Annotated in this window: 11 protein-coding genes and 1 tRNA gene; all 12 read left to right on the top strand. The window is 61.2% G+C overall.

Annotation, left to right across the window (positions count from 1 at the left end; all coding sequences use genetic code 11):
• The first annotated feature begins 131 nt into the window (after positions 1–131).
• Positions 132–2615: a primosomal protein N' gene (gene priA / locus H5U38_10795; GenBank protein MBC7187511.1), complete on the top strand. Its 2484-nt coding sequence runs from the start codon at positions 132–134 to the stop codon at positions 2613–2615.
• A 263-nt stretch (positions 2616–2878) separates the two neighbouring features.
• Positions 2879–3607, top strand: a complete 729-nt coding sequence (locus H5U38_10790; protein ID MBC7187510.1) for a metallophosphoesterase family protein — start codon at positions 2879–2881, stop codon at positions 3605–3607.
• 86 nt (positions 3608–3693) lie between these two features.
• Positions 3694–4203 carry a roadblock/LC7 domain-containing protein gene (locus H5U38_10785; GenBank protein MBC7187509.1) on the top strand — a complete coding sequence of 170 codons (510 nt, stop codon included), beginning with the start codon at positions 3694–3696 and terminating at the stop codon, positions 4201–4203.
• Between the two features lie 8 nt (positions 4204–4211).
• The gene (locus H5U38_10780; protein MBC7187508.1) at positions 4212–4832 is read left to right on the top strand and encodes a GTPase domain-containing protein; all 621 of its coding nucleotides are present in this window, start codon (positions 4212–4214) and stop codon (positions 4830–4832) included.
• A 12-nt stretch (positions 4833–4844) separates the two neighbouring features.
• Positions 4845–5288 (top strand): hypothetical protein, encoded by a 444-nt coding sequence (locus tag H5U38_10775; protein MBC7187507.1) that lies wholly within the window; start codon positions 4845–4847, stop codon positions 5286–5288.
• A gap of 69 nt (positions 5289–5357) precedes the next feature.
• Entirely contained in the window at positions 5358–7139 is a 1782-nt protein-coding gene (locus tag H5U38_10770; protein MBC7187506.1) for an MFS transporter, read from the top strand.
• A 169-nt stretch (positions 7140–7308) separates the two neighbouring features.
• Positions 7309–7860, top strand: coding sequence for a hypothetical protein (locus tag H5U38_10765; GenBank protein MBC7187505.1), 552 nt, complete (start codon positions 7309–7311; stop codon positions 7858–7860).
• Between the two features lie 524 nt (positions 7861–8384).
• A complete protein-coding gene (locus tag H5U38_10760; GenBank protein MBC7187504.1) occupies positions 8385–9746 on the top strand; it encodes a sigma-54-dependent Fis family transcriptional regulator in 1362 nt (453 codons plus the stop codon).
• Positions 9747–9913: 167 nt separating this feature from the next.
• Positions 9914–10000, top strand: a tRNA-Leu gene (locus H5U38_10755).
• A 149-nt stretch (positions 10001–10149) separates the two neighbouring features.
• The gene (gene tig, locus H5U38_10750; protein ID MBC7187503.1) at positions 10150–11487 is read left to right on the top strand and encodes a trigger factor; all 1338 of its coding nucleotides are present in this window, start codon (positions 10150–10152) and stop codon (positions 11485–11487) included.
• A 24-nt stretch (positions 11488–11511) separates the two neighbouring features.
• On the top strand, positions 11512–12120 hold the full coding sequence (clpP, locus tag H5U38_10745) for an ATP-dependent Clp endopeptidase proteolytic subunit ClpP (protein ID MBC7187502.1): 609 nt from the start codon (positions 11512–11514) through the stop codon (positions 12118–12120).
• Positions 12121–12169: 49 nt separating this feature from the next.
• Positions 12170–13411, top strand: coding sequence for an ATP-dependent Clp protease ATP-binding subunit ClpX (gene clpX / locus H5U38_10740; GenBank protein ID MBC7187501.1), 1242 nt, complete (start codon positions 12170–12172; stop codon positions 13409–13411).
• The last annotated feature ends 26 nt before the right edge of the window (positions 13412–13437 follow it).

Here is a 13437-nt window from a genome sequence, read left to right as displayed (position 1 = left end):
GTGCAGAGCCTGGATGCCAGCGAGGCTGAGAAGGAGCGTCTGAGAGAGCTGGGCCATCGCTACTTGGCGCCAGAGCAGTGAAGCCCGGAATCGTGCGGCGGTGCTGGTGCGTTGCCACGTCAGGGTGAGGAGTGCAAGGATACGCGAACATCGTTTTCCCGATCCCCGTTGACCACGCTTTCACCTATCGCGTACCGGCGGAGTTGCGTGGCAACCTCAAGGTGGGGCAGAGGGTGCTGGCGCCGTTCGGCCGGCGCCGCCTGACTGGCTTTGTCGTGCAACTTGCCGAGCGCAGCGATCTGACCGAGCTCAAAGAGATTGTTGACATCTTGGACCAGGAGCCGCTCTTCGCCGAGGAGATGCTGCAGCTCTGCCGGTGGATTGCCGACTACTACATCTGTCCTTTGGGTGAAGTTTTGAAGGCCGCCCTCCCCGCAGGCATCCATCAGGAATCGCGAAGGATGGTGAGCCTGGTGAAAGAGGTCGACGTTGACCTGCTGCCTGCCATGGAAAAGCGTGCACCGCGGCAGGCGCTCATCTTGCGCGCGCTGATGGCCAAGAGCCCACTCAGCACGGTGCAACTGGAGCGAAAGGTGGGAAGGCGCGGTCTGTCCTGCGCCGTGGCGCAGCTGCAGGAGCAGGGGTTGGTCAAGGTGGACGAGGTCCTGCCGAAGGCAGCCGTGGGCGTGCGCACGGAGCGATGGGTGGTGCTGCAGGACGGTCGCTCTGCCGAAGAGTGGCACACGATGGTGGGGGAGCTCGCCACCCGGGCACCGCGCCAGGCAGAATGCCTGCGCGTCCTGCTGGCAAGCGAGGGGCATGAGACCAGCCTGGCGGACCTGCTGCGCGCCGCCCGTGCCTCTGGCCAGTCGGTCGCTGCTCTGCTCAAGGCGGGCCTGGTGAAGGTAGTGCAGCGGGAGGTATCGCGCGACTACTACGATCGCGCGCCAATTCCCGAAGCAAAGGCGGTGGTGCTCACTCAAGAACAGCAGCAGGCGCTGGACCTCATCACCCAGGGGCTGAATGCGGGCAGGTTTTCCGCCCTACTGGTGCATGGCGTCACCGGCAGCGGCAAGACGCAAGTGTACATCGAGGCGATCCGCCGTGCCCTGAGCATGGGAAAGAGCGCGATCGTCTTAGTGCCGGAAATCGCCCTCACGCCGCAGATCGTCGCACGCTTTCGGGCTCACTTCGAGAACCAGGTGACCGTGTTGCACAGCCGCCTCTCGCCGGGGGAGCGGTTCGATGCCTGGCGGCGCGTCCGCCAAGGGGTGCATCGCATCGTCATCGGGCCGCGTTCGGCAATCTTCGCGCCGGTGCAGAACCTCGGCCTGGTGGTGGTGGACGAAGAGCAAGAGGCCACCTTCAAGCAGATGGACACGGACCCGCGCTACCACGGCCGCGATGTGGCAGTCATGCGCGCCAAGTTGAACAACGCGGTCGTCGTCCTGGGGAGCGCCACACCGTCCTTCGAGACCTACTACAACGCCCAGACGCAGAAGTACCAGCTGGTGCGACTCACCCACCGCATCGACCATGTGCCCATGCCCGAGGTGACCATCGTGGACATGACCGCAGAGCGCCGTGGCGGCAGTCCGCGCCAACCGGTGGTCTTTTCCCAGCTCCTGCAGGAGAAGATCAAGGAGAAACTGTCGCTCGGTGAACAAGTGATCCTTCTGCAAAATCGGAGGGGCTACGCGACGTTCATCAAGTGCCGGGACTGCGGGCACGTGGAGCAATGCCGCAACTGCAACGTCACCCTCACCTTTCACATGCACGACCGTACCCTGCGGTGTCACTACTGTTCCTTCAGTAAACGCGCGCCCACGGTCTGCCCAAACTGCGGCGGCGCCGATATCTTGTTCAAGGGCACGGGCACGCAGCGGGTGGAGGAGACGTTGGCGCAGCTTTTCCCCCAGGCGCGGGTGGTGCGCATGGACTTAGACACAACCAAGGGGCGGCGTGCCCACGACCGGATTCTGGAGAGCTTTGAGCGCGGCGAATTCGACATTCTCCTGGGCACGCAGATGGTGGCTAAGGGGTTGGACTTTCAGCGGGTGACCTTGGTCGGGGTGATCTCGGCAGATACTGGCCTGTTCTTCCCGGATTTTCGCGCGGCCGAGCAGACTTTTCAGCTCCTCACCCAGGTGGCCGGCAGGGCTGGCCGGGTAGACAAGCGCGGAGAGGTCGTCATCCAATCGTATTCGCCGGACCATTACTGCCTGCGCTTTGCGCAGCATCACGACTTTGAAGGCTTCTACCTGCAGGAGATTGAAGATCGCCGCGTGCTTGGTTACCCGCCGTTTGGACGATTGGCAGTGGTCTGTTTCAAGAGTGTGAAAGAGGAGAAGGCAGCCCGAGCGGCCAGGAGCTTTTTCGACCTGTTGCCAAAGGAAGGCATGCCCTTTCGCTGTTTTGGCCCGCTCCCAGCGCCGCTGGTCCGCTTGCAGCGCCACTATCGCTGGCAGGTGGTGCTGAAGGGTGCGAAGAGCAGAGATCCCGCAGGCCGCGCCATGAATGCCGCCCTCAGGCAGGCGCTGCAACGCTACCACAAGCAGCACAAGGACCAGAGCGTCAGCGTCGCCGTGGACATAGACCCGGTCTGGATGCTGTAGGCAGGCCTCCGCGCAACGGCCAGGAGCAAAGAGTGGAGCAGCGGACCTGACCCGGGGTTGCGGCGAACCGACACCCTGGGGCATTATGGAGGTGGTGAGTCTCGGCCCGCAGTCTCATCGAGCCTCGCGAAGGGCCGAATTTGCAGGGCTTTGCGCTGGGCTCGGCAGCTGCGAAAATCGCTGAAATAGTGCTTGCTTTCTGGCTGTACGGGTCGTATATTACTGCCCACAACTGGGAGCACACACGCGAGCAGGTCCTGGCGATGCGCATGGCAATCATCTCCGATATTCACAGCAATCTCGAAGCGCTCACGGCGGTCCTCCAGACCATCGATGACTTGCAAGTGGACGATGTGCTCTGCCTGGGGGACATCGTCGGCTACGGCCCTGACCCCAACGACTGCATCGACCTGGTGCGCAACCGGGCCTCGGTCATTATTGCCGGCAATCACGACTTTGCCAGCGTTGGCCTCACCGACACCAACTACTTCAATCAGATGGCACGGGTGGCGGCGGCGTGGACGGGGAAGGTGCTCAGCGAAGATCACCGGGAATTCCTGTGCGGGCTGCAATATCTCTACCGAAGGGAGAGCCTTCTTTTCGTGCATGCCACCCCGGAGGCCCCAGAGCAGTGGTACTACCTTGAGACCTTCGACGATGCTCGACGCAGCTTTGCCGCTTTTGGCGAACAGATATGTTTCCTGGGACACTCCCATGTGCCTGTAGTGCTCGAGCTGGGCGAGGATGGGCAGATAGGGGTCAACACAGAACAGAAGGTGGTGCTGGCAAAGGGTCGGCGCTATCTCATCAACGTGGGGAGCGTGGGTCAACCCCGCGACGGCAATCCTGACGCCTGCTTTGGTGTCTTCGACACAGAGGAGTTGACTTTCGAATTGGTGCGTGTTGGTTACGCATTTGAAAGCACACAGGAGAAGATTCTTGCGGCAGGGCTTCCGGCGTATCTGGCCGACCGACTTGCGCTCGGCCGTTGACTCGTCCAGCCTGGAATGGCCGGTTCAGAAGATGCGCCTCAATGCCGGCAACCGCAGAGAAGCCGACCACCATGGGGAGGCCTGGTATGGATCTTGCGCCTAATGCGGACAACAAGAGGATTCTCTTATCAGAGTCCAACTATGCCGAGATCCGCTCCATTGTCACCGAGCTGGTCACGAAAACCAGAGCGCGCACTATCGTCTTTGCGGACATGAACGGCCACCCCATTTGCCAAGGAGGTGCGCGGGCGGACCTGGACATTGCTTCGCTGACGGCGCTGGCTGCGGGGGAGTTCTCCGCCACCGCCGAAATCGCCCGCTTGCTTGGCGAACCAGGAAAGTTCCGCCTCCTGTTCCATGAGGGAACGCGGGCCAACGTCTACATCGCCAGCGTGGGCGGTAGCTACCTGCTGCTCATTGTTTTCGACCCGTCAGTTGCGTTGGGGATTGTGCGCGTCTTTGCCAACAAGGCCGTTGCTCTGCTCAATCGCATCCTTGAGGAGGCGCGCCGCGCAGAAGAAGAAGCCGCCCGCTTCCTGGACATGGAATTCGGCGAGCTGCTGAAGCGCGAGCTGGAGCGGTCCTTTCGCGGTTGACCTGCGGTATGTTCATCAACACAGCCCGAAATGAGATCATCTTCAAGATCGTTTACTACGGTCCTGGATTGGGTGGCAAGACCGCCAACCTGCTCTACATTTATGAGCACATCGATCCCAGGCTGCGTGGGGAGCTCATCTCCCTGAGGACACGCGAAGAGAGAACGCTGTTCTTCGACTTTCTGCGCCTGGAGGTGGGTCGCATCAAACAACTGCGGCCGCGCTTCAACGTCTACACGACGCCGGGCCAAGTCTATTACGGTTCCAGCCGCAGAATCGTGCTGGAGGGAGTGGATGGGATCGTGTTTGTTGCCGATTCGCAAAGAGAGCGGTTGAGCGATAACCTCGCCTCCATGGCTGAGCTCGAAGAGTATCTGATCGGTCGCGGCACGACCCTTGCCGAATTTCCCTGGGTGATGCAGTACAACAAGCGCGACCTGCCAAATGTCCTCCCGGTGCCGATTCTGCAGGAGAAGCTCAACTTCTGCAACGTGCCCTTTTTCGAGGCGGTGGCGCCGCAGGGGATAGGGGTGTTCGAATCGCTGCGGGCGTGCATCAATAGCGTGGTCGCCCATGTGCAGAGGGGCGAGCCACGGTCAGCCGCCTATGCTACCCATGGTGTTCGATAGGAGCCAGGAGGGATGCTCCACCTGAACTTTGACAAGGCTGACGCGCAGCCGCTGGTGGCCCCACAGGAGGGCGCGCAAGCGCAGGGGCCACAGCAGGTCATCGAGCAGCAGATGCTCCAGCTCATTCGCCTTGGGCATTATGAAGCGGCTTATCTCTTCACCATCGATGGCCTGCCACTTGCCGGGGTGGCCGGGGAGACCCCGGTCAATCAAGATCTCTTGGCAGAGATCGCCATCGTGTTGGACCAGGTACAACGGACCGCCACGCAGCTGGGAGGAATGGCGAAACTGGCCGAGGTGCTGCTCGAAGACGAAGGTGGGCGAAAGATTGTCTTGCGCTTCGTCCAGGCGTTTGGGCAGCCAGCGGTGTTGGCGGCCGTGGTAGCTCCCCACAAGAGTTTTCGCGGTCTCACCAACCGCTTGGTGCGTCTGATCGGACAAGTCACCCGCGAGTAGCCGGCAGCGGCGCTTCTTGCGCCGCTCGCTTCCGCATCCTCATGCCCAGCACACAGGGAGTAAGGCAGCATGCGCCGTGCACCTGCCCGTGCCGTTGCCTCATGGATCCTCTACGACTTTGCCAACACCATCTACTCCATGAATGTGGTGACCATGTACTTCCCGCTGTGGATGACGGTCAACCTTGCCATGGAGGACATCTGGGTGAGTGTGGGCAACTCGCTCTCCATGGCGCTGGTAGGACTCACCATGCCGGTCTTAGGGGTGGTCTCGGACCGTTTCCGGGCGCGCATGCCGTATCTCATCACGCTGACCCTGCTCTGCGTGTCGGGCACGGCCATGATCGGCATCGTCGGTGTGCTCCGCATGCCCGTGCTCGCCGCCGCCTCGTGTGCCCTCGTGTTCTACATTCTGGCGAACTTTGCCTATCAGGGGAGCCTGGTCTTCTACAACGCCCTCTTGCCAGAAGTCAGTACCCCGCGCACCATGGGCAAGATTTCCGGGTACGGGGTTGCTGTGGGTTACCTTGGCAGCTTTTTCGGCCTGCTGGTGGTTATGCCCTTCGTCACCGGCGGGATAGAGTTCCTTGGGGTTGAGGTGCCGTTCTTGCGCGGGCAAGAGGTGGAGGTCGCCCGCCTGGAGGGTGGGGAGCGTGCCTACCTTGACCTCGGCGTAGACCGCGATGCTCACTATGGCTATTCCTTGAAGGCTGTTGACGCGGAGGGAAAGGTGTGGGCTCCGCGCATCCGTGTTGAAGCGCGCGACACGACCTTGGTGCTCCAGGGGGGAGGGGCACGCCGCGCAGTGATGGTGCGTTGGCGGCCGCCCGCCAATGAAGACATCTCCAGTTGGCGATTGTACCGACGTGAGGAGGGGTGGGGACACGCCGGAAGCTTCCTCCCTACTGCATTCCTTTTTCTGATCACGGCGATACCTACCTTCGTCTTTGTGCGCGACCGTCAGCCAGTACCGGCAAAGGCGGTGGATGTGGCGCGAAACTCGCTGCGGGCCGCGCTGCCAGCCGCCGCGTATCTTCCTTTTCTCCTTGGCATGCCCCTCGCCGTAGGAGGCTGCGTTCTGTGGCGTTTTGCAACCAGGCGGGTGCAGAGCAAATCCGGCCGCGTCGAGGTGGGCAACGTCCTGGCTGCTTACCACCGGTTTGTGGTGCACAAGGTGTTGCATCCGGTCTTTCCCGGTGCGCATGAGTTCGAGGCAACGGTGCAGCGCATCGTGGCGGGGCTGGCCAAGTCGAAAGAAACGCCTGGGGTGCTGCGCTTCCTGGCAGCCAAATTCTTCTACGAGGAGGCCGTGGAGACGATTATCATTTTCATGGCGGTGTACGCCGTGAAAGTGGTGGGCTTCTCCAGTGACGTGGTGGTGCCGTTCTTTTTGGTAGCTACCACTGCCGCTGCCATCGGCTCCTTTCTCTTCGGCTTTCTCACCGATCGGGTGGGTCCCAAGTCGGCTCTCACTGTGGTGCTCACCGGGTGGATCGTCTGCCTTGCGTTGGTGGTAGCCATCAACAGCAGGGCGCTCTTCTGGGGTCTTGCCTGCGCCATCGGCATGTTTTTGGGCGGTACCTGGACCTCCGCTCGGCCGCTGTTGGTGACGCTCGTCCCGGCGGCCAGGTTGGGCGAATTCTTCGGCCTGTACTCGCTTTCGGGAAAGGCGGCAGCCATCACCGGGCCTTTGCTTTGGGGGACAGTGGTGTATGCCCTGGGCCCTTATGGCGATGCGGTCAAGTACAAGGCGGCAGTGGCTGCCCTCGCCCTGCTCATGCTGATCGGGCGCCTGCTGTTGCGCGGCGTGCCGGACCGCTGGCGGCGCCGGTCGCCTTTGTCTCACGCCTGAACAGCGTTTCTCCGCCGAGCAGTCGAGGCCATGGTGCAGCCGAAGGCGCCAGGTCGCAACGCTTTTGCAAATCTACCGCTTATCCCACCTGCTCACTGAGATCCTCTTGTGGCACGAAGATTGTACCTCCAAGGTGCAGAAAGGGACGGTGCTGACCTTGGAGGAACGCATGGTACGACGACTCTCGCTGAGCCTGTTTCTCATGAGTGTGATGGCGGCGGGTGCCTTTGCCACGAGCGGCAGAGGAGGTGCACTCACCAACGCCGCAGTTGAGCTTTCTACGCGGATGGATGCCAACGTGCATTTGCGCACCATGGTCATGCGTCCCAGTCTTAGCGACGGAGCGCTGACCATTACGGTCGCCTACAGCGATAAATTCGTAGCCATAGCCCGCGAGAGCATGGGGGCGGAGGTGATTCCACTGCTACTGTCTGTCTCGGCTCTCGCGCCGCAGGGCTCGTATTTTGACCCCGACCGGATTCGGGTTGCCCAGGGTGGTCGTGAGTGGACACCGGTCGTAGTGGGCGAGGAGCGCGATCTCTTCTCCTTGGACGGACAGCGTGCGGCTGGTGGGCTCCTCGCTGCCAACGAAGTGCGGCAGGTGGTACTCCTGCTGCCTGAATGGTTTGATGTGTCGCAGCCGATGCGCTTCTCCTACGGGGCGAGCACCAAAACCCTGCGTCTTGTGCACACGGAGAGTAGCATAGCAGCCAGGCGTTGACCACAGATCTGACATGAGTGGCGGTGCCGCCATTGAGATGCGCAGTGCGTGTCTCAGCGGGAGACACTGTTTTGTTCTGAAACACTTTGCTTTTCCATCTTGAGGCGCGGTGAGTTGCAACCGAAACTCCGCGCCTTTTTTGTCCCTGCGCGAGGCCGCAGTGACCCGGAGACGGAACCGGTGGAGGCTCCCACTCACGGTTTTTTTGGGAATTTGCTTGACTTTTTGGCGAGAATTGTGTATATATTTGGAGCATTTTCGACCCTCAGCGTCTCAGTAGGGTCGAAAGGGAGGTGGAAGCTGCGGGGGAGTGCTCAAGGCATTTGGTATGATCATTGCCCGAAAATCATCTGCCGTGAACGGAGCTTTTTCGCCGCAGAGACCCACGCGGCGACTCCATCTGGTTCAGAGGTTGCACTCATTGCGATAACCCGCTCGTTCCCGCAGGGTCCGGGGCTGAAACCGGCGTCGCGCCCAGGATTCCGCACCGGAGAACTATGCGCGTGGATTGGGAGGAAGGCGACATGGAGCGCGAGAAGAGGGTCCTGTTTGTGGATGAGGATGTGAACCTGGTGGCGCTGGTAGAGGCCTCCTTGGCGCGGAAGGGGATGGCGATCGTCGCCATCAGGACACTCGAAGAGGCGTGGCAGGCACTGGGGCGCGGGGAACGGTACGACTTTGTCCTCCTGTCGATGAAAACCCCGCCGGTGGAGGAAGTCAGGCTGCTGCGCAGGATTCGCGCCGAACAACCCGAGTGCGCCGTAGTGGTGATGGCCGGCTACGGGGCCATCAACGATGCCATCGTCGCGCTGAAGAACGGCGCGGTTGACTATTTGCTCAAGCCGGCTCGTCCCTCGCAGGTGCTCTTTGCCCTGGAGCGCACTGCTGAGCGCGTGGCGAGGCGCGGCCTCAGCGATGCCCTCCTTCTCGGTCACTGCCGCGAATGCCGGTTTAGCGGCGTCGTCTGCGTCTCCAGGCGGATGCGCAATGTCTGCCACCAGGTGGGAACCGTTGCCAACTCCAACGCCCCCATCCTGCTCATGGGGGAGCCTGGCACGGGTAAAGAGCTGTTCAGTCGCACCATTCACTGCTTGAGTCCCAGGCGTCTCAACCCTTATCTCAAAGTTAGTTGCAGTACCCTCAACAGCAACCAGCTGGAGGCGCAACTTTTCGGCACCAACGATCCAGAGACGGCCGACCTGCGACGCCCGCCAGTGCACAGCAGTCCCTTGATCACAGGCGGCACGGTTTACCTGGATGAGGTGGCGGCTCTGCCGGTTCCCATTCAGGCCAGGCTGGTGCAGGCGCTGCAGGAGCGCGAAATCCAAGGGCCGGACGGAGTGACCACCTACGGGCTGGATGTCCGCTTAGTTTCGTCAACGCGGGAGAACCTGGCCGAGTTGGTTGACCAGGGGAAATTCCGCGAGGATCTCTACTACAAGCTCAACGTGGTGTCTGTCAACATCCCGCCTCTGCGTCGCCACCCTGATGACATATTGCCATTGGCCGAGTACTACCTCGACTACTATTGCGACGCCACAGGCAAGCGGATCCGCGGCTTCTCCAGCGCGGCGGAGGAGGTGCTCACGCGGTACGACTGGCCGGGCAATGTGCGCGAGCTGCGCAATGCGGTGGAGCGGGCGGTCATCCGTGCGCGCGGCGAGAAGGTGGAAGTTGCCGACCTCCCAGAAGAAATCCTTCCCCCTGCAGATCCGAAGGTGATCCATCTCCGGCTGGAAGACCGCCGTCTGGAAGCGGCCGAAGAGGCCCTCATCGAGCAGGTGCTCACGGAGACCAAAGGGAACATCAGCAAGACCGCCGATATCCTCGGCGTCAGCCGCGGCACCCTGTACAACAAGCTGGAAAAGTACAAGCTGCGCAAATAGACCTGGCAGGTAATAGGCTCTGGAGGCCCCGCAGCTGGGGCCTCTTCTGTTTTGCGGCGGCGCAGGCGCCTTGGCAGTGGTCAGCAGGCACCCCGAACGCTGTCGTTCCCGCCAGGACAAAACGGTTGACAATGCAGGCAAAAATATGTATATTAACCCCGCGTTTGGCGAGAGTGGCGGAGTTTGGCAGACGCGCTAGACTTAGGATCTAGTGCCTTTACGGCGTGGGGGTTCGAGTCCCCCCTCTCGCACCAGGCGACTGAGGGCGCGCTCCTTGCAGGCTAGAGCGCGCAGGAGGTGCCTTCGCCCTGCCTCTGCTAGTGGTGCAGATCAAGATGGCGAGGAGAATCTGAAACCGCTCAGCGGTTCTTTTTTTGCAAAAGGATAGGATGAGGAGAGACTATTGCAAGTCGACATTCAGGACAGAGAACAGTGGCAGAAGCAAGTGACCATCGCTTTTCCGGCGGAGGCGGTGACGCCCAAGTTGGAGGAGGCCTACGCCCAATACCAGAAGCGCGTGGCACTGCAGGGGTTCCGCAAGGGCAAGGTGCCCCGCTCGCTCCTTCGGGAGATGTTTGGCAAAGAGATCGAAGCGGCGGTATTTGAGGAGTTGGTCGCGGAGGTTTATCCAGGCATTATCGACCAATATGGCCTGAAGCCGGTTGGCTCTGGACGCATCACTGAGACGAAGTTCGACCCCAACGACGGTTTAACGGTGACGCTTCTGGTGGACGTGGAGCCCGAGATCCGCGTGGAGCACTACAAGGGACTCACGGTGGAACACGAAGTCTACCAGGTGAGCGACCAAGACGTGGACGAGATGCTGGAGAAGATCCGCCGCGACAACGCGATGATCACCGCAGTGGAAGGCGGCGCCGAGCTTGGGCATATCGTGACCATCGATGTGCAACGCTTGGACCGCACCGGGGTGCCCATTCTGGGGGAGCGGTATGAGGACCGACGCCTCGAGCTGCGCGAATCGCCGGCCACTGAAGAGCATGCCTCCTTCAGTCGTCAGCTCCTGGGGGCGCAAGTGGGCGAAAGGCGACGCGTCCGGCTGGTGCGTCCGGCACCTCCTGCTCAAGCAAACGAACCCCCGCGACAGGTCGAAGACCTGTTCGAGGTAACTGTCAAGGAGATCCTGAAGAGAGAGCTTCCGGACATCGATGATGATTTGGCCAAGGACGTGGGGGATTTCGAGTCCCTTAAGGAGTTGCGCAGCTACGTGCGAGAGCAGTTGGCCGCCCACTATGCCGAAGAGGCCGAGGAGCAGCTGCGACGGCGCCTGATGGACGAAGTCATCAAGGCCAACAACTTTGATGCTCCTGCTCACATGGTGGAGGCGTACCTGGACGGGCTCATCGAGGTGGCGCGCAAGGAGAGCACCCGCCGCCTGGATGAGAGGACGCTGCGCGAAAAGCTGCGCCCGGATGCCATTTGGTGGGTCAAGTGGGAGCTCATCCGCGACCAGATTGCCAGAGCAGAGGGAATCGAGGTCACGGACCAAGACGTGGAACAGGCAATCGCGGCCATGCGCGAACGAGCAAAGGGCGAAGGGCGTGCGGATCGCTTCGAGCAAATCGATGAGAAGATGCGCCGTCGTATTCGACGGAGCCTGCTGGAAAAGCGCGTGCTGGATGTCATCGCCCGCCACGCCAAAATCAAAGAGCGCAAGGTGAAGCACAAGGAACATGGAGCAGCTCCTCTGGTGGTAACGGCAAGCCCTTCTGGGCAGTTTTGACGAGAGAACAGGTGAGGTGACGACATGGGTCTGGTACCAATTGTGATTGAACAGACGGGTCGAGGAGAACGCGCATACGACATATTCTCCCGCCTCCTCAAGGAGCGCATTATCTTTATCGGCACGGCCATTGACGATGCCGTGGCGAGCCTGGTCATCGCGCAGATGCTGTTCCTGGAGGCGGAGGATCCGGAAAAAGACGTTTACCTGTACTTGAACACCCCGGGTGGCATCGTCTCATCCGGTCTGGCCATTTACGACACGATGCAATACATTCAGCCGGATGTGGCGACCATTTGCATGGGGCAGGCCTCCAGCCTGGGCGCGTTGCTGCTGGCAGCTGGCGCCAAGGGGAAACGCTCCGCCCTGCCGCATTCGCGCATCATGATCCACCAGCCTATGGGCGGCGCCCAGGGGCAGGCCTCGGACATCGAGATTCACGCCAAGGAAATCCTCTTGTTGCGCGAGAAGCTGAACGAGATTCTCGCCGAGCACACAGGGCAACCGGTGGAGAAGATTGCGCGCGACACGGACCGCAACTTCTTCATGTCCGCCGAAGAGGCCAAGGAATACGGCATCATCGACGAGGTCCTTACCCGCAAAGGCTTGGCAAGGAAGAAGGCAAGCAAGTGACGTACTTCACGAGAGGACGGCTGCCGCTGGTTTGTAGCGGAGTGCACTTATGAGCGACGAGGCGCGCAAGCGGTTGTACATTTGTTCCTTTTGTGGCCGCAACTCCCACCAGGTGGAGAGCATCGTCGTCGGCCCGGAGGTGAATATCTGCGACGAGTGCGTGGAGAGCGCCAGCCGCATGGTGATGCAGATGCGGGCGCAGCGTGCTCCGCGCGAGGTGCGTCGCATCCCCACGCCTGCGGAAATCAAGAAAGAGCTGGACGACTATGTCATCGGTCAGGAGCAGGCGAAGAAGAACCTGGCGGTGGCCGTGTACAACCACTACAAGCGCATCTCCTCCCAGAGTAGCCGCCACGAGGTGGAGATCGACAAGAGCAACATTCTCCTCATCGGCCCCACCGGCACCGGCAAGACGCTCCTGGCGCAGACCTTGGCCCGCTTCCTGCAAGTGCCGTTCGTTATTGCCGATGCCACCACCATGACCGAGGCCGGCTACGTGGGCGAGGATGTGGAGAACATCCTGGTACGCCTGCTGCAAGCTTCGGACTATGACGTGGCGCGCGCCGAGCGCGGCATCGTCTACATCGACGAGATCGACAAGATTGCGCGCAAGGATGGCAATCCCTCAATCACCCGCGATGTTTCCGGCGAGGGAGTACAGCAGGCGTTGCTCAAGATCTTGGAGGGGACGATCTCCGCAGTGCCGCCCAAAGGCGGGCGCAAACACCCCGAGCAGCCTCTGATTAACGTCAACACGCGCAACATCCTCTTCATCTGTGGCGGGGCGTTCTGTGGTCTGGAGAAAATCATTGCGGCACGCGTGGGCAAGAGCACGGTCGGATTCGGCGCTAAGGTGACCGCCAAGCAGAAGAAGGAAGTGAGCGAACTGCTGCACCAGGTGGAGCCGGAGGACTTGCTCAACTTCGGTCTCATCCCGGAATTCATCGGCCGCCTGCCCATTATCAGCGTCTTGGACGAGCTGAGCCGCGATGCCCTACTGGCCATTCTCACTGAACCTAAAAACGCGCTGACCAAGCAGTACCAGCGCCTGTTCGAGTTAGACGGCGTCAAGTTGGAATTCGACCGCGAGGCTCTCGAGGCCATCGTCGACCTTTCCATGAAGCGAGGGGCAGGCGCGCGTGGTCTGCGCTCCACCATGGAGCGGGTGATGCTGGACATCATGTATGCTCTGCCGTCCATGACGGATGTCGTGGAATGCCGCATCACCCGCGAGGTGGTCCTCAACGGCGCCCAGCCGGTCTACCAGCGAAGGGTGCGCAAGACTGCCTGACGCAGGCCGAGGAGCGGCAACAGGCA

It is taken from the genome of Calditrichota bacterium, from assembly GCA_014359355.1.
Taxonomy (GTDB): Bacteria; Zhuqueibacterota; Zhuqueibacteria; order JANLFK01; family Oleimicrobiaceae; genus Oleimicrobium.
Note: the sequence above shows the minus strand (reverse complement) of the source record. Positions and strands in the feature narration are given on the sequence as shown.